Below are 16,148 nucleotides of genomic sequence, written 5' to 3'. Positions count from 1 at the left end.
GGACCACTCAACCGGTGGCAAGTTCCATTTCAAATGTGCCGTTGAACAGGGGGTCCAATAGTTCCGCCTCGCTCAAATCGCCCGCGTAGGGTGCTGGCCAACCCAGCATGGCGCTGGCTTTTTCACAGCGCAGTTTCAAGTCCAAAGCATCCACCCCCCCCACATGCAAAATGCCGTAGCGGTAGCTGCGCAGCCATTTAAAATCCCGGGCAATTTCGGCGGCATCCTTGGGGAATTCAAACAGCAGGCTGTCCGGAAACGCGCGTTGAACCGCCTGCCGCTGATCAGCCGTTGGCATGGCTGGCCTGGCTGCCGGGTCAAAGCTGCGGTATACAAAGCTGCTGGCCGTGCCGGCGGTGGGTTCTGTCCGTTGCATCAAGCCGGGGTCCATGCCGTGCGCCAGTGCAAATGCGATGTCGTGCAGGTTGATTCCGAGCACGCGGGCGTACAAGTCTGAAAACTGGGCTGCCATGCGCGGATTGAATTCAATCACCGTGATGGTGTCGGTGTGCTCATCATGAAAAAACTCCATGTTGAACAGGCCGTGGTTAAAGCCCACGCGATGCAGAAACCGTCGGGCAATGTCGGCAGCGCGTTCCTGGGCTCGGGCATTCAAGCGGCTGGGGAAATCAAACCGCATGAAGGCGTCGGTACCCGGGTACATGACCGCATCGACGACCCCCAGGGTTTTGAGTTTGCCGTTGAACACATAGCCGTCCAGGCAGTATTGCCGGGCTTTCACTGGCTTTTCCAGCATCAGGCTGTGGGCGGTGCCCGCTTGGGGCAAACGTTCCCGAACAATCGCTTCAAATGGCTCCACCAGGTGGCGAATGACCCACAGCTCCCAGGCACTGAAGCGGGTGTGTTTGTGCAGGGTGGCCTCATCGCCCACCTCGGCGGCCAGCACGGAAAATGCGGCCTTCACGGGTTTGACGTAGGCGGGGTACTGCAGCCCCGCAGGCACTGGGCCGCCATACTGTGCATCCAGCCGTTGGTAAGGTGTATTGGCCTCGGGTGCCACTTCATCCAACACCTGGCGCGCATACAATTTGTGCTGGCAGGCCAGCACAGCCGACACGGGTGTACCTGGCCAGCCCATTTTTTCAGCCAGCAGGGCCGCGCACAGGGCACCAAACTGCTCATGGTTGGACATGACCCCGGCGGCTTTGTGCAGTCGTGCCTTCCAGGCCATCAGGTCACAAAACCGGTTCATGTTGAACCAGGCCAGCCGGGCATTACTGGGAAAACTGAACAGGTCAAAGCCTGCATTCACATGCGGCCAGCGATGGCCGATGGCTTGGGTGGCTGTTCGGTCCCAATCATAGTTGAACAGCACCAGGGTTTTCGGTAGCGTTGAGGCCATGAGCAACTGCGAGGTTCGGCGGTGATGCAGTTATAACACCGCGGTTGCCCAAATGGATTCAATCCGGGTGTTCAGCACCGCAGATTCACGTTGGGCAGCAGGGCGCCCTGTTCGCAGGCCTGGGTCGCTTGTCGTCGCCGGATGGTTTGCAGCCAGGTTTGCAAGGTGTATTCAAACCGGGGGCCCTGGCCCGCTTTTTCGGCCGCCACAATATTGCCATGGCCCTCTGCCTCCAGCCGCGGTGGCCAATCCAAATCGCTGGACTGGACAATCACTGGGGTGTGCGCGGCAAATGCCTTCAAAAATTCAGCCGTGTTTTCGGCTGGGGAGTCGGTCACATTGAGGTCGGCAACCAGCACGTCACAGCGCATGGGGCAGGCCTTTAGCTGGGCCAGTGACCGAAAAAAATACAGTGTCACCGTGTCGCCCAGCAGTTGGCGCAGGTTCAGTTCCAGCAGGCTGCGGTGTATCTCAAAGTCTTCCAGGCAAAAAATCACAGGCTTCATGGTGACAACCGGTTGTGAGCAAACCCTCAGTGTAGGGGGTGGTGGTTCAAAGCCCCAAAAGGCAGGGTTTACCCGTCACTCGATCTCAGGGGGTGACCGGAGGCCTTTTAAAAATTCGGGTTTACCCGTCAGAGTCCTGTCAGGAAGTCTCTCCATAGTTCATCGCATCATCCGCGCAAAGTGGATGTAATTCTTAAATAAAGCAAAGGAGACGTGACATGGCCAACGCAGCCGCCGCACGGCCGATGACTGGTGAAGAAAAGAAAGTGATCTTCGCCTCATCGCTGGGCACAGTTTTTGAATGGTATGACTTTTATCTGTATGGTTCACTGGCAGCCATCATTGCGAAACAGTTCTTTGCTGGACTGGACCCCACATCCGCCTTCATTTTTGCGTTGCTGGCCTTTGCGGCTGGCTTCATCGTGCGCCCGTTCGGTGCGCTGGTGTTCGGTCGCCTCGGTGACATGATCGGCCGGAAGTACACCTTCCTGGTCACCATTCTGTTGATGGGTGGTTCCACCTTCATCGTGGGTATCCTGCCCAACTACAACAGCATTGGCGTGGCCGCTCCGGTCATCCTGATTGTGCTGCGCCTGTTGCAAGGTTTGGCACTGGGTGGTGAGTATGGTGGCGCGGCGACCTATGTGGCTGAGCATGCACCGCACGGAAAGCGTGGCGCTTACACCGCGTGGATTCAAACCACAGCGACCCTGGGCTTGTTCCTGTCCCTGATCGTGATTCTGGGTACACGGACCACCTTGGGCGAAGAAGCTTTTGCCGATTGGGGATGGCGTGTTCCATTCATTGTGTCGATTCTGCTGCTGGCTGTGTCCGTGTGGATTCGTCTGTCGATGAATGAATCGCCCGCCTTCAAGAAGATGAAAGAAGAAGGCAAAACCTCCAAGGCCCCGTTGACCGAATCCTTCGGTCAGTGGAAAAACCTGAAGATCGTGATCCTGGCCCTGTTCGGTCTGGTGGCTGGTCAGGCGGTGGTTTGGTACTCCGGTCAGTTCTACGCTTTGTTCTTCCTCACCTCGGTGTTGAAGGTCGATGCTGCAACCGCCAACATTTTGGTGGCTGTGTCGCTGATCATCGGTACCCCGTTCTTCGTGATCTTCGGTACCCTGTCCGACAAGATCGGCCGCAAGCCGATTATTCTGGCGGGCATGTTGCTGGCTTGCTTGACCTACTTCCCCTTGTTCAACGCCCTGACGCAAGCGGCCAACCCCGCGCTGGCTGAAGCCCAGGCCAAGAACAAGATTGTGGTCACTGCAGCCCCCGGCGATTGCTCCTTCCAGGGCAACCCCGTGGCACGCGAAATTGACTTCAAGAAGTCTTGCGACATTGCCAAGCGTTTCCTGGCACAGAACTCGGTGTCCTATGAAAACGTGACCACGCCTGTGGGCAATGTGGTGGGTGGCAAGTTTGATGATGCCTCCAAAGCAGCCATCGAAGCATTCAAGAAGGAAGTCAAAGCCGCACTGACGGCCGAAGGCTACCCAGCCAAGGCCGATCCCGCCAAGGTCGACAAAGTCAAGATCGTGATCATCCTCACAATCCTGGTGATCTATGTGACCATGGTGTACGGCCCGATTGCCGCCATGTTGGTGGAAATGTTCCCGACCCGCATCCGCTACACCTCCATGAGCTTGCCGTACCACATTGGTAACGGTTGGTTTGGTGGCTTGATGCCCACCATTGCGTTTGCGATGGTGGCGCAGAACGGCAATATGTACTACGGCTTGTGGTATCCGATCATCATTGCAGCCGTCACCTTCGTGATTGGCCTGCTGTTTGTTCGTGAAACCAAAGACACCGACATCTTCGAAAACGACTGATGGTCTAACTGCTTGCCGATGCAGCCTCTGGCTGCGTCGGCATTCAACAAAGCGGCTTCCAAGTTGCAGTTCTGGATTTGGAGGCTGTTTTTTTGAATGTATTTAATCGAAAGGGAGCATCTCCATGTGGAAAATTATTGTTGGTTTTATCGTATTTGCCGCCATCTCGATGTTTGTGATCATCAAGGGCGGTGACAACCTGGACATGAGCGGCGAGAAGCACGACACCGGCTCACATTCTGAGCCTGCCAAGCCCGCAGAGGCACCTGCTGCGCCGGCTGATGCAGCGGCTACACCAGCAACACCGGCGGTAGAACCAGCACCGGCTGTGCCGCCGAAGCAGTAAGTCGTTTCACTCTGCGCAGTTCACCTCACCCTTGGCGACGGCCAATCTGTGGTTCAAAACCTGGGCCTCGCGATCGCTGAGGTCGACCCTCCAAAAAAGATGGTCGGGAATCGCCCTCTGGGCCAGCCTGAAAGGCTGTGCCCACCGCGCCTGCTTGGCACGGTTTTGCAGATTGTCCTGAATGTCGCTGCAGGGGAGGTGAACCGCGCAGGCCCCCCCAGTAATGCCGGTGTGCCCGGCGCCGAACAGTCAGCCCCCCGATCGGTTTGACCCGCACAGCATTCGAACACACGGACCGAGATGTTTGAGCCACGCAGTGGCGAGTTCTCGGGACGGTTCGAGATGCGCGGGGCAACCTTTACATTCGGGGGGCGTTCGGACCGGGCTACCGGCGTTGCCGGGGGCTAAGAAAGGCAGGGGCTACCGGCGTTGCTGGGGGGCTATAAACCAGCACGGACCACCGGCACAAGGTCACCAGGTCTTGAACACATCCAGCCCGTCATACACGTCTTCCTTCACTTCCAGCAGCTGCTCAAACGGCAAGGCTGCTTTGATCAACATCACCGAGCATGGTGCATACATGGCCACTTTGATGGGCACAGTGCGCATCAGCCGTTGCATCTGCAAGCCATGGGTGGCAGCCCCCATGATGATGAGGTTCACATGGTTTCCAGCGGCGTAGCTCAACAGGGCCTCGGCCACATCATTGGCCTCCAGCACGTGGAATGAAATGTGGTGTGCATCCAGGGTCAAGGGTTGAGCCCATTGCCTCAGCAGGTTCAGGTGGTGTCGTTGAATCTCGGATTCACTCTGGTTCAGGTGACCGCTGAGCAAACCCTGTCGAATCACCGTGACCACGGCCAGCCGGGCACCTGGCCTCAAACCCATGCTGCGCTGTACGCCTTCTCGCAGGGAGTAGAGCGTGGCATCGGTCACATCTTTGTTCGGCACGGCCACCATCACGATGGGCACGTCGGCGATTTGCCGCTCGGGCAGCGGGCTGGGGTGGTATTGCATGCCGGCTGCGCGCAACCAACGCTTGAAATGTACCCAGAAGGATGTCCTTACCAAGCGCTGCCCACGGTCAGTGATGCGCACCTGTGCCGGGTTATTCAGTTCAAACGCGAGGTGCGCGGCCGATGGGAAGCGCCGTATCGCCTCGGGTTCCAGGCATTTCAATACCACTTCTTGAAACCATTCGGGTAGCTCGGCCCGGCGTACTCGAGGTGGTACCGGGTTCATCCATAGCCGTTGGCGCAAGCCCCCCTGGGTGCTGGGTGCACCAAACGGCAAGCGACCTGTGGCCAGTTGGTACAGCATCACGCCGATGGCAAATACGTCGCTGCGCGGGTCGCCGCGCACACCCACCACCTGTTCAGGCGCAATCCAGGCCGGTGAGCCCACGGCTTTGCGAAGTTCTTCTGCCATCAAGTCGGGGTAATGTGCATGCCAGGACAATCCGAAATCCAGCAGCACAGCCTGGGTGAAATCGGTCTCACCTTGGGCGGTTCGTCGGAACAGCACATTGGCGGGTTTCAGGTCCAGGTGGCACACGTTCTGTTTGTGCAGGCTGTGCGCGGCACGGGCCATGGCCGAGCCAATCGTCGCCATGGTTTCCGGGCTCAAGGTTTGAGCCTCTTCCATGATGTGTTCCAGTGTGACACCCGGAATGTATTCCATCACCAGGTAGGGCAGGCTGTCGAGGTCGCCTGCTGCCACAAACCGGGGCACATGCGGGCCTGACACAGCAGGCAAAATTTGCCGTTCAATCTCGAAGCTGATGATGTTTTCCCCGCCATCGCCTTCGCGCATGCGGGGAATTTTCATGATCATGTCAAAGCCTGGGTTTTTGCTGCTGTGGCCCATGGCCAGATCATATTCAACCCGGTAGATGTAGGCCATGCCACCGGTGTGCAGGCACTCATGCACCACAAAGCCGTCGAGTTGCTGACCCTCGACGAGGCGTGTCATCTGCCGATTTCCAGTCGGTGCGCCATCTGTTCCGGCAGACCTTGTGCCCGGATGGCTTCGGCCGCCGATTGGGTGTCATAGGCCACGCGGTTGAAGCACAAGGTTTGCAGCACGTCGTCATACAGCGCATACATGCTGCGGGCGTCGCCATCCCGTGGCTGGCCGGTGGAACCCACCGTGGCCACCATCGGTCGACGGGTCGGCACAGGAATGTGTACACCCGGCACCGGGTCGAATCGCATCATGTGGCGGCCAGCGCCGGTGTAGAACAGCGCTTGATGGTGTACGTGGCCGACAAACACATGGGGGGTTCTGAAGTCGCGTTGGGCGGCCTCCATGCACAATTGGGCTTTCAGTTCATTGTCCACATAGTCCCATCGCTCGGGCTTGTTGGCACTGGCGTGCACAAACAGGGCCTTGCCATGCACCACCGTCATCGGGCGGGTGGCCAGAAATTCCCGTTGTTCGAGGTTGAGCTGATCGTGCGTCCAGGTGGCGCTGGAGGAACCCATGTCATTGAGGGCCGGCGGCGGGTTGACTGCCATGTCGTCGTGGTTGCCTTTGATGATCCAGGCGCCTTCTTCCCACAGGGCCATCACGGCGTCGACCACGCCGGCAGGGTCGCCACCATAACCCACCAGGTCACCCAACACCACAAACTGCTGGGCACCGCTCTCGCGTGCATGGGCAATACAGGCCTTCAGGGCGTGGAGGTTGCTGTGGATGTCCGACAGCAGGGCGATTTTCATTGTCTCTCTCGTGTTGGGTAAATCTTGTTATAAAACAATGATATCCCAGCCACGCTAACGGCAGCCTTACAGGGTTTGGAAATCGACTAGATCTGGATGCGGGTTCCCAGTTCCACCACGGCACCGTCGGGCAGCTTGAAGAAGGCCGATACATTGCCCGCGTTGCGGCTCATGGCTGCGAACAGCTTTTCACGCCACAAGGCCATGCCTTGGCCTGGCGTGGCCACCACACTTTCGCGACTGAGGAAATACGATGCTTCAAAAGGCTCAATGTGCAGGCCAAACGCTTCGCAGCTTTTGAGTGCATCGGGCACATTGGGTTGCTCCATGAAGCCAAACCGCAGGCGCACCCGCCAGAAGAGTTTGGACACCTGTTCCACCACAGCGCGATCAGCCTCGGCAATCCAGGGCAGTTCGCAGAACTCCACCGTCAGCAGCACGTTTTTCTCGTGGATGACCTGGTTGTGTTTCATGTTGTGCAGGAAGGCCTGGGGCACGGTGTCCGGGTTGGCCACGGGGTAAATGGCCGTGCGCTGGGCGATGTGCACATCCGACTCGTGAATGTGCTGGATGAATTCTTCCAGCACAATGCCGTCTTCTTTGATCTTGCTGACCAGCAGGCTGCGGCCGCGTTTCCAGGTCACCATGATCATGAACAGGGTGGCACCCATCACAATGGGGAACCAGCCACCATCGAAGAATTTGATGGCGCAACTGGTCACCAGGAAAATATCCAGCGTGATGAAAAACCCGGTGGCCCCGTAGGCAATCCACGGGGACATTTTCCAGCCATTGCGCACCACAAAGAAGGTGAGGAAGGTGGTGATGAGCATGGTCAGTGTGACGGCAATGCCATAGGCTGAAGCCAGCGCCGATGAACTTTTGAAGCCCACAATCGCGAGAATGACCGCCATCATCAGTGCCCAGTTAACCGAGGGCATGTAGATCTGACCGCGCTCAGCGGCTGACGTGTAACGAATTTCCATGCGGGGCAGGTAGCCCAGCAAAATGGCTTGCCGGGTCATGGAATAAGCCCCGGAGATCACGGCTTGCGAGGCAATGATGGCGGCCATGGTGGCCAGCACGATCATGGGAATGACCATGTATTCCGGAAACAGCTTGAAGAAGGGGTTTTCAATGGCGCGTGGGTCGCGCATCAGCAAGGCACCCTGGCCGAGATAATTCAACGCCAGGGCGGGAAACACCAGGCCCATCCAGGCCACACGGATGGGGCGTTTGCCAAAGTGACCCATGTCGGCATACAGGGCTTCGGCGCCGGTCAGTGCCAGCACGACGGCCCCCACCGCTGCCAGCACATGAAAGCCGCGCAAAAACATGAATTCCAGGGCGAGCAGGGGGTTCAAGGCCTGCAACACCTCCGGGGTGCGAATGACCTGCAGCGCGCCGGCCACACCCAGTGTGACAAACCACAGCACGATGATGGGACCAAACAATTTTCCGATTTTCTGGGTGCCCCATTGCTGCACAAAAAACAGCCCGAGAATAACCACCAACGACAGCGGCACAATGGCCACGCTGAGGTCGGGGTTAAGCACGGTCAAGCCCTCCATGGCACCAATCACGGAAATGGCGGGTGTGATGACGCTGTCGCCATAAAACATGGTGGCACCAAAAATACCCAATACCAACAGGCTGTTTCGCAATTTCACGCGACGGCGAACGGCGTTGGAGGCCAGCGCTGTGAGGGCCAGGCTACCGCCTTCGCCCTCATTGTCGGCCCGAAGAATCAGGATGACGTATTTCAGCGTGACGATCAAAATCAGCGCCCAGAAGATGGTGGAGACTGCGCCGAGAATGTTCTGGTCTATCAGCGCCAGGCCTGTGTGGTCGGCAAACACTTCCTTCACGGTGTACAGGGGGCTGGTGCCGATGTCGCCATACACAATCCCGATGGCAGCCAGCGTGAGGGCTGCCAAGCCTTGTTTGTGGGCATGGTGACCGGCTTGGGGTGGCGTGGCTGCTGCAGGTGCTGTGTTGGTTGTGGTGCTCATTGAACAGGGGTCCGACTGTTAACGAGGCGAATTATTGCACTGCACACATAAGGATTGCATAAGGATGGGTGCTTCAGGGGGTGTCTGCCGCCTTCAAGCGATAGCCCACGCCGGTCTCTGTCAAAATCAAGCTGGGTTCGTTGGGGTTGTCTTCCAGTTTGCTGCGCAGTTGCGCCATGAACAGGCGCAGGTAATGCAGGTGGTCCACATAGTCGGCACCCCAGGCGTGTTTTAGCAATTGCCGATGGGTCAGCACCTCGCCGGCATGTTCCACCATCAATGCCAGCAGGGCGAATTCCTTGGGCGTTAGGTGAACGGCTTCCCCGTGCCGCAGCACTTCGCGTTTGCCCAGGTCAACCGTCAGACCTGCCTGCACATAATTGGGCCCAGGCTGGTTGGGGGTCGTCAACACTTTGTAACGGAACAACACCCGAATGCGGGCCATCAATTCCGCGGCACTGAAGGGTTTGACGAGGTAATCGCGTGCACCGGCATCCAGCAATTGCACCTTGCGTGCATCATCAAAAGTGGCGGAGGTCACAATCACCGGGCACTCAATGCCCTCCCGGTTCATCCAATCCAGCAAGGCGTCACCCAGGCCGTCAGGCAGGTTCAGGTCCAGCAACACCAGTTCCATGGCCTGAGCGGTGCCCAGGTGTTGGAGCATGCATGCCTGTGCCTCGCGCAGGCTTTTGCAGGTACTCACCTGGTGCCCACCGGCCTCCAGTGTGCTGCGCAATGCATTTTGTAACTGCCAGTCGTCCTCGAGCAGCAGGATTCGAAGTGCATTCATTCGGGCAGCCCCTCAGGCGCATTGGATGGACTGGGCAAGCGCCACACAAAAATACTGCCGCCGCCATCGCGGTTGGATATTCTCAACGTGCTGTGGTGGGCATCGGCCACTGCCTTGCACAAGGCCAGCCCCAATCCGAAACCGGTGCGATGTCGGGACACGTCCTCGGGCAATCCCAAGTCGGCTCCGCGTGCAAACAATTCAAACACCCGTGGTTTGATGGCGTCAGGAATGCCTGGACCACGGTCCAGCACCCGCAGCACCCGCTGGTCACCCTCCTCGGCCAATTGAAGTTCTACCGCCTGATCTGCAGCACTGTAATTGGCCGCATTGTCCAACAGATTGTCCAGGGCCTGGGCCATCAGCACGGCATTGCATTCCATGAGCAAGGGTTCTGCTGGCAAGGTGACAGTCAATGTTCGGGTGGGGTAGGCTTTGCGGAATTGCCGGGCCACTGTGCCGCAGATTTCCTGCAGGCTCTCCCATTGCATGGGCACTGGCGGCGAGCTGGCCTCCAGCCGAGCCAGTTGCAGGGTGTTCTCCGACATTTTTTGGAGGTGGTGGATTTCATCACTCAAGGTGATGGCCAATGTCTGGGCATCGGCCACCGGCAGCGGCTGTTGCCGGTGTCGCAAATGGTCGACGGCCGTCAGCATGGTGGCCAGTGGGGTCCGAAAGTCGTGTGCAATGGCCGCCAGCAAGGTGCTGCGCAACTGTTGACTGCGATGTTCCTGTTGCACACGGTCCAGTGTACTTTGGGTGTACCAGCGTTCCAGGTCATTGGCCAGCACGGCACACCAGCGTTTCACTTGGCCCATCTGCTGAAGTTGCTGGCGCAGCGTCAGGCCCACGGGTGCTGCATAGGCCACCGAGCCCCACGCGCGTCCCCCAGACTTCAATGGCAGATAAAGCAGGCTGGAGCTTTCATGCCGACCGGTGAGTGGCCCCTGTTCACTGATTTCATTGCAGGAGGCGATCAAGCCCCGAATCACTGTTTTGTGGGGTTTGTTCAAAACCACCGCAGTGTGGGCGTGCAAGGCCGGACGATACGGCCAGTGTGGGCTGATGAGCCCGTGCAGGGGCGAGATGCCGAGTTCGGAAACCCAGTGCTGAAGAACCTTGAACTTGTTTTCCGGGGAATGTTGTTCCAACAGTTGCTCGGACAGTCTGAGTTGGTCTTCGGTTTCATCGGCCACATGGCGCTCAGCCTGCAGCAGTTCGCGCAAACGCGAGGTCAACAGGCTGATCAACGCGCCTGATGCAAAGACCATGAGCAACAGGGCCACATCCTGTTTGTGGTGAATGTCCAGGTCGTAGCGTGGCGGCACGAACAGCCAGTTGAATGCCAGCAGCCCCACGATGTTGAACACCAGGGTTTGGGGGGTTGTCAGCCGCAAGCTGGCCAGGCAACTGGCCGCCACCAGGATGCCTGTGAAGTCCCGGAATCCCAGGTGCCCATCGGCGGCGATCATGATCGCAAACCCCAGCCCCCAAACCCCCAGGCCCCAGCGAATGGATTCCGGTGCCTGAAAAAATCCATCTCGCCCAAGGCGACGGGGGGTGCGAGTGCGGCTCATGCAGCGTCAATCGGAGTGTTCACGTCCGCATTTAAACATGAAGTGGGGAAATTGCGGGGCTGCATCCTGCATTCGCATTCGTTAAGCTGGCGGGTGATGTGGTCAGGAGTGCAGGGCATGGAAGAAATCAAGGCGGTGGTATTTGATGTATTTGGCACATTGGTGGACTGGCGTTCGGGTGTGGCCCGTGAGGCAGCCCGCATCTTGGGTGGGCAGGGCATTGCGGCCGATTGGGGTGCTTTGGCCGATGCCTGGCGAGCGCAGTACCAGCCTGCCATGGAGCGGGTGCGCAGCGGCGAGATTCCGTTTTCCAAGCTGGATGTGCTTCACCGAATCAACCTGGACCACGTGTTGGGTGCCATGGATATTCCGGCCGATGAGGCCACCCGTCATGAACTGAATTTGGCGTGGCACCGGCTGGATGCGTGGCCTGATGTTGTACCCGGTTTGCAGGCCTTGCGTGCAAAACGGTTCATTGCCCCGTGTTCCAACGGCCACATTGCGCTGATGGTGAACCTGGCGCGGCGCAACGGCTTTGTGTGGGATGCCGTTTTGGGCGCAGAGCTTGCCCGGGATTACAAACCCAAGCTGGCGGTGTATCAACACACAGCAGCGGCTTTTGACCTGGAGCCATGGCAGGTGATGATGGTGGCGGCCCACTCCTCAGACCTTGCCGCGGCGCGGCAGGCGGGCTTGAAAACCTGTTTCGTCGCCCGACCATCCGAGCATGGGCCAGGCAAAGGCGAAACCATGGCCAGCGTGACTGTGGATTGTAGTGTTCGAGGACTTGATGAGCTGGCCAGGCTCATGGGCTGAGCCTGTTGATGGGCAGGTTTGTCAGACACCTTCCCACACCATGGCAATCACGGCAAGGGACATGACTGCGGTGGCAATCCAACCGGTGACCCGGTGACGGCGGGTGATGGTGAAATCGCCCAGCACGCGGCGGTTGGAGGCCAACAGCATCATCACCACCATGATGGGCACCGCAATCACACCATTGACCACGGCGCTCCACAACAGGGCCCGAATGGGGTCCAGTGAGGTGAAGTCAATCAGCGTGCCGCCCAATGTGGCCACAATCAACACCCAATAAAAGCCTTTGGCTTCCTTGAACTGGTGGTCCAGGCCTGCGTTCCAGTCGAACACATCGGCCACTGCATAGGCGGCTGAGCCAGCCAGCACTGGCACCGCCAGCATGCCCGTGCCGATGATGCCCAAGGCAAACAATGTGAAGGCCATTTTGCCAGCAATGGGTTCCAGGGCCACAGCCGCTTCCCGGGTGGTTTGAATGTCCACCAAGCCATGCTGGTTGAACACCACCGCTGCCGACAGCATCACGCAAAAGGCAATCAGGTTGGAAAACAGCATGCCCACGCTGGTGTCCAGCTTGATGCGGAACAGGTGCTCCCGCGTGAACAAGGGCGACTCCAGCACCTGGGCATGTTCACCCAGGCGCTGTTTCATCTCGGCTTCTTGCGAGGCCTGCCAAAAAAACAGGTAGGGGCTGATGGTGGTGCCCAACACGCCCACCACCATCATCCAGAATTCTGGTCCACCTTGTTGAAGGTGCCGCACACTGTCCCAGGACATTTGCCACCAATCCACGCGCAAGGTGAGTGCAACGGCCACATAACTCAGCAGTGCCAAGGTGAGGTATTTCAACACCCGCACCATGGACTCAAAATTTAAAAAAACGGGCAGCACCGCACAGAGCAGGCCAAACAGAATGGCATGACCATGTTCGGGGCCTCCCACCATCAGTTGAAGGGCTTCGCCCATGGCAGCAATGTCCGCCGCAATATTCAGGGTGTTGGCAAACACCAGCATCAACACCAGCACCATGGCCACTGGTTTGGACATCACTTTCTGAATGTTGGCGGCCAAGCCTCGACCGGTGATCCAGCCGATGCGGGCACTCACCATTTGAATGCCGATCATCAGCGGTGTGGTGAGCACCAATGTCCACAGCAAGCCACCGCCAAATTGAGCACCGGCCTGCGAATACGTGGCCAGGCCGCTGGGGTCGTCATCGGCCGCGCCGGTGATGAGGCCTGCGCCAAGGCGCTGGGTAATTTCCTGGGTGCGTCGAAACAAGGTCATGGGGCGGACTTCTTCGGAGGAATGTTTTATGGACTGTTCATTCCCGAATTGTCGCCCCATTCCATTTACCGAGTATTAAGGCACCGCATTCAAGGCTCCTCCGCCCAAGCGCTTCTGGGGGCTTTTGCCCAGCCGGTTTTAATCAGCCCGCAGTTTTCAACAAACTGCCAGCCTTCACCCATACCGCTGGGCGCCTGCCGTGGCGTGGGCTGTCGGTACTCCAGCACTGTGTGCTCGTCCAGCGATTCCAGCACCACATGGCGTTTTTTGTTCAGGGTCCATTCGTCCCCGGCTTTCAAAAAATGATCCTGGCGGTCTGCGTCGCTGGTTAACCAAACCTCACCACGCAACACACGCAACGTGCCGTGACTGCGAAAACTCAACAGCGATGATAGGGACATGCGCAGGCTGCTGGATACATTCATGGTGTTCTCCCGGTTGTGAAACTGTGCGACAACATGGGTTTATCTTAGAGAGCCGACCATGACCGGTACAGATTCAGCTGGGCGAAATTGTGACCATGACAGTGGCTGTGAAATCCAACTGTGCTGGTGTACATTCAGTAGAACTGTGACTGATGTATCCACGATCAAACCGGCACACTATGGGCATGTTGCTCTACGAAGACCTTGCTCACCAACTGACCGGGCTCATCCACGATGGCGTGATGCGCCCCGGGGACCGTTTGCCTTCGGTGCGCCAACTGGCCCAGCAACAAAAGCTGTCCATCAGCACGGTGATGCAGGCCCTGCGCAGCCTGGAAACCCACGGCCTGGTGGAAGTACGCCCGCAGTCGGGTTTTTACGTGCGGGGCAAAGCCCAGCGCGTGGTGAACTATCAACCGGTGAACGACATTCCTGAGGCGGTGGATGTGGACTTGAGTGCCCGACTGATGCGGGTACTGCACCTGAACCAAACCCCTGGTATTGTGCAAATGGGTTCGGCCATTCCAGCGCCAGCCCTATTGCTGGCCCCGCGGCTGAATACCCTCTACAGCCGCATTGCCCGCACCCAGCCGGGCTTGCTGGCCACGGGCAGTCACGACAACATCAGTGAGCCGGTGTTGGTTAACACGTTGGTTCGCCGCTATTTGGAGTGGGGCTGCACAGTGCGGCCTGAACAGGTGGTGGTGACCAATTCGTGCACCGAGGCCCTCATGCTCTGCCTGCGCACCGTGACCCGGCAGGGCGACACGGTGGCGGTGGAGTCGCCCACCTATTACGTGATGTTGCAATTGCTGGAGGCCATGGGCTTGAAAGCGCTGGAAATTCCCACCCATCCACAGACGGGCGTGTCGGTTGAAGCCCTGGAATTGGCCACGCGAGACGGCGGTGTGGCCGCCTGCCTGTTCATCCCAAACGGCAGCAACCCGCTGGGCTGTGTCATGCCCGACGCCAACAAGCAAGCGGTGGCCCGCCTATTGGCCGAGCGTAATATTCCGCTGATTGAAGATGACCTGTATGGTGACCTGTGCAACACGCCCGAGCGGCCCCGGCCGATTTACGCCTTTGACCGCAGCGGCAACACGATGCTGTGCAGCTCGTTTTCCAAAACCGTGAGCCCCGCCTTGCGCATTGGTTTTGTGGCGGGTGGGAAACGGGCACGGCAGGTGCTGTTTCAAAAAACCGTGAACAGCGGCAAAACCAATGTGATGACCCAACGGGTGTTGGCCGCGTTGATGGACTCCCGTGGGTTTGATGCCCACCTGCGCACGTTACGCCGCCGTTTGACTGAGCAAGTGGCCCGCACGCGGGATGCGGTTACCCGTCATTTCCCGGCGGATACCCGCGTCACCAATCCCCAGGGTGGTTTCGTGTTGTGGATTGAGCTGCCCGATGACATTGACACCGTGAAGCTGCATGGCAAGGCCATTGAGCAGGGCATTGCCACCGTGCCTGGTCCGCTGTTTTCAGCCAGTGGCCGCTATCGAAATTTCTTGCGACTGGCCTGTGGGCAGCCTTGGAGCGATGCGACCGATCATGCGGTGGCCCGTTTGGCCCAACTCATTGAAGCGATGCCAGCACGTTCAAGAAAAGGGTGAGCAGGGGGCGTTGGTTGATCAAATCGGCTTTCCGATGGGCCACTGACAAGGCGTAATAAGCCCCTGCATCGACCACCGGCAGGTAACGCACACCAGGCAGTTGAATGACAGCCAGGGGTGCGGGAAGCAAGGCCACGCCCAACCCCGCTGCCACCAGGCCTATCTGTGTGGTGGCCTCTTTCACCTCCTGCACCACTTGGGGCTCAAAGCCGGCCGATTGCCCAAGGCGGCTCAAAATACCGGGCAAGCCGGACCCCACACCCGTCGGGAAAGTGATGAAATGCTCACCCTGCAATTCCCTGAACGCCACGCGACGGCGTTTGGCCAGCCGGTGATGGGCATTGACCACCAGCAGCAGCGGGTCCCGACCAATTTCTTTGACTTCCAGCCCATCCGGCACCGGCCCGCCGGAATAGCGCACCAGCCCGACATCGAGCAGGTTGTTGCCCAGCGCCTCAAACTGTTCATTGGTGAACATTTCGGACAATTGCCATTGCACCGCTGGGGCCTGTTGGCGAAATGCGAACAGCAGCCGGGGCATGATGGAGCTGTAGGGCAGGGAGGAGGCAAAGCCCATGCGGATCAGGCCCTGTTGCCCTTGTGCAAATTTGCGGGCTTCCTGGCTGGCCGTGTGCACGTCGGCCAAAATTCCACGGGCACGGAGCAAAAATTGTTGCCCGGCATCGGTCAGTTCCACTTTGCGCTTGGTGCGTGTAAACAGTTTCACACCCAGCTCGTCTTCCAGGTCCATGATCTGCATGGACAAGGGCGGTTGGCCAATGTGAAGACGTTCAGCCGCCGCCGTGAAGTTCAATGTTTCGGCCACGGCTACGAAATATCGCAAGTGTC

Annotated in this window: 14 protein-coding genes; 4 read left to right on the top strand and 10 right to left on the bottom strand. The window is 58.5% G+C overall.

Annotated features, from left to right (window positions below):
- Positions 1-7: 7 nt before the first annotated feature.
- Positions 8-1,363, bottom strand: coding sequence for an ATP-grasp domain-containing protein (locus NQT62_RS01210; protein ID WP_256762714.1), 1,356 nt, complete (start codon positions 1,361-1,363; stop codon positions 8-10).
- A gap of 71 nt (positions 1,364-1,434) precedes the next feature.
- The gene (locus NQT62_RS01205) at positions 1,435-1,869 is read right to left on the bottom strand and encodes a hypothetical protein (RefSeq protein ID WP_256762713.1); all 435 of its coding nucleotides are present in this window, start codon (positions 1,867-1,869) and stop codon (positions 1,435-1,437) included.
- A gap of 218 nt (positions 1,870-2,087) precedes the next feature.
- Between NQT62_RS01205 and NQT62_RS01200 the strand changes: the two genes are divergently transcribed.
- Both NQT62_RS01200 and NQT62_RS01195 read left to right on the top strand, forming a co-directional pair.
- The gene (locus NQT62_RS01200) at positions 2,088-3,707 is read left to right on the top strand and encodes an MFS transporter (protein WP_256762712.1); all 1,620 of its coding nucleotides are present in this window, start codon (positions 2,088-2,090) and stop codon (positions 3,705-3,707) included.
- Positions 3,708-3,831: 124 nt separating this feature from the next.
- Complete coding sequence (locus NQT62_RS01195) at positions 3,832-4,053, top strand: hypothetical protein (protein WP_256762711.1); 222 nt, start codon at positions 3,832-3,834, stop codon at positions 4,051-4,053.
- A 471-nt stretch (positions 4,054-4,524) separates the two neighbouring features.
- Here the strand turns inward: NQT62_RS01195 and NQT62_RS01190 are convergent, their stop codons facing one another.
- From NQT62_RS01190 to NQT62_RS01170, 5 genes are all read right to left on the bottom strand, one after another.
- A complete protein-coding gene (locus NQT62_RS01190; protein ID WP_256762710.1) occupies positions 4,525-6,024 on the bottom strand; it encodes a bifunctional serine/threonine-protein kinase/universal stress protein in 1,500 nt (499 codons plus the stop codon).
- Positions 6,021-6,773 carry a metallophosphoesterase family protein gene (locus tag NQT62_RS01185; RefSeq protein ID WP_256762709.1) on the bottom strand — a complete coding sequence of 251 codons (753 nt, stop codon included), beginning with the start codon at positions 6,771-6,773 and terminating at the stop codon, positions 6,021-6,023. The genes NQT62_RS01190 and NQT62_RS01185 overlap by 4 nt, the downstream gene beginning before the upstream one ends.
- An 86-nt stretch (positions 6,774-6,859) precedes the next feature.
- Complete coding sequence (locus tag NQT62_RS01180) at positions 6,860-8,785, bottom strand: potassium transporter Kup (RefSeq protein WP_256762708.1); 1,926 nt, start codon at positions 8,783-8,785, stop codon at positions 6,860-6,862.
- Positions 8,786-8,858: 73 nt separating this feature from the next.
- Entirely contained in the window at positions 8,859-9,578 is a 720-nt protein-coding gene (locus NQT62_RS01175; protein WP_256762707.1) for a winged helix-turn-helix domain-containing protein, read from the bottom strand.
- Positions 9,575-11,155, bottom strand: coding sequence for a sensor histidine kinase (locus NQT62_RS01170; protein ID WP_256762706.1), 1,581 nt, complete (start codon positions 11,153-11,155; stop codon positions 9,575-9,577). The genes NQT62_RS01175 and NQT62_RS01170 overlap by 4 nt, the downstream gene beginning before the upstream one ends.
- Before the next feature lie 117 nt (positions 11,156-11,272).
- On the opposite strand from NQT62_RS01170, the gene NQT62_RS01165 reads away from it, so the two are divergent.
- Positions 11,273-11,971 carry a haloacid dehalogenase type II gene (locus NQT62_RS01165; protein WP_256762705.1) on the top strand — a complete coding sequence of 233 codons (699 nt, stop codon included), beginning with the start codon at positions 11,273-11,275 and terminating at the stop codon, positions 11,969-11,971.
- Between the two features lie 21 nt (positions 11,972-11,992).
- Here NQT62_RS01165 and NQT62_RS01160 read toward each other — a convergent pair whose 3' ends face one another.
- Positions 11,993-13,258: an NRAMP family divalent metal transporter gene (locus NQT62_RS01160; protein ID WP_256762704.1), complete on the bottom strand. Its 1,266-nt coding sequence runs from the start codon at positions 13,256-13,258 to the stop codon at positions 11,993-11,995.
- 89 nt (positions 13,259-13,347) lie between these two features.
- Positions 13,348-13,683: a DUF2917 domain-containing protein gene (locus tag NQT62_RS01155; RefSeq protein ID WP_256762703.1), complete on the bottom strand. Its 336-nt coding sequence runs from the start codon at positions 13,681-13,683 to the stop codon at positions 13,348-13,350.
- A 185-nt stretch (positions 13,684-13,868) separates the two neighbouring features.
- Between NQT62_RS01155 and NQT62_RS01150 the strand changes: the two genes are divergently transcribed.
- Positions 13,869-15,299, top strand: a complete 1,431-nt coding sequence (locus NQT62_RS01150) for an aminotransferase-like domain-containing protein (RefSeq protein WP_256762702.1) — start codon at positions 13,869-13,871, stop codon at positions 15,297-15,299.
- Here the strand turns inward: NQT62_RS01150 and NQT62_RS01145 are convergent.
- Positions 15,262-16,143, bottom strand: coding sequence for a LysR substrate-binding domain-containing protein (locus NQT62_RS01145; RefSeq protein ID WP_256762701.1), 882 nt, complete (start codon positions 16,141-16,143; stop codon positions 15,262-15,264). The genes NQT62_RS01150 and NQT62_RS01145 overlap by 38 nt on opposite strands.
- Positions 16,144-16,148: the final 5 nt, after the last annotated feature.

Origin of the sequence: Limnobacter humi (genome assembly GCF_024518835.1) — a bacterium.
Taxonomy (GTDB): Bacteria; Pseudomonadota; Gammaproteobacteria; order Burkholderiales; family Burkholderiaceae_B; genus Limnobacter; species Limnobacter humi.
This window is presented reverse-complemented; position numbering and strand designations above follow the sequence as displayed.

What these genes read in the sequence shown, in the direction of transcription:
- NQT62_RS01210 (WP_256762714.1), bottom strand. Translation starts at nt 1,363, where the DNA reads ATGGCCTCAACGCTACCGAAAACCCTGGTGCTGTTCAACTATGATTGG.
- NQT62_RS01205 (WP_256762713.1), bottom strand. Translation starts at nt 1,869, where the DNA reads ATGAAGCCTGTGATTTTTTGCCTGGAAGACTTTGAGATACACCGCAGC.
- NQT62_RS01200 (WP_256762712.1), top strand. Translation starts at nt 2,088, where the DNA reads ATGGCCAACGCAGCCGCCGCACGGCCGATGACTGGTGAAGAAAAGAAA.
- NQT62_RS01195 (WP_256762711.1), top strand. Translation starts at nt 3,832, where the DNA reads ATGTGGAAAATTATTGTTGGTTTTATCGTATTTGCCGCCATCTCGATG.
- NQT62_RS01190 (WP_256762710.1), bottom strand. Translation starts at nt 6,024, where the DNA reads ATGACACGCCTCGTCGAGGGTCAGCAACTCGACGGCTTTGTGGTGCAT.
- NQT62_RS01185 (WP_256762709.1), bottom strand. Translation starts at nt 6,773, where the DNA reads ATGAAAATCGCCCTGCTGTCGGACATCCACAGCAACCTCCACGCCCTG.
- NQT62_RS01180 (WP_256762708.1), bottom strand. Translation starts at nt 8,785, where the DNA reads ATGAGCACCACAACCAACACAGCACCTGCAGCAGCCACGCCACCCCAA.
- NQT62_RS01175 (WP_256762707.1), bottom strand. Translation starts at nt 9,578, where the DNA reads ATGAATGCACTTCGAATCCTGCTGCTCGAGGACGACTGGCAGTTACAA.
- NQT62_RS01170 (WP_256762706.1), bottom strand. Translation starts at nt 11,155, where the DNA reads ATGAGCCGCACTCGCACCCCCCGTCGCCTTGGGCGAGATGGATTTTTT.
- NQT62_RS01165 (WP_256762705.1), top strand. Translation starts at nt 11,273, where the DNA reads ATGGAAGAAATCAAGGCGGTGGTATTTGATGTATTTGGCACATTGGTG.
- NQT62_RS01160 (WP_256762704.1), bottom strand. Translation starts at nt 13,258, where the DNA reads ATGACCTTGTTTCGACGCACCCAGGAAATTACCCAGCGCCTTGGCGCA.
- NQT62_RS01155 (WP_256762703.1), bottom strand. Translation starts at nt 13,683, where the DNA reads ATGAATGTATCCAGCAGCCTGCGCATGTCCCTATCATCGCTGTTGAGT.
- NQT62_RS01150 (WP_256762702.1), top strand. Translation starts at nt 13,869, where the DNA reads ATGTTGCTCTACGAAGACCTTGCTCACCAACTGACCGGGCTCATCCAC.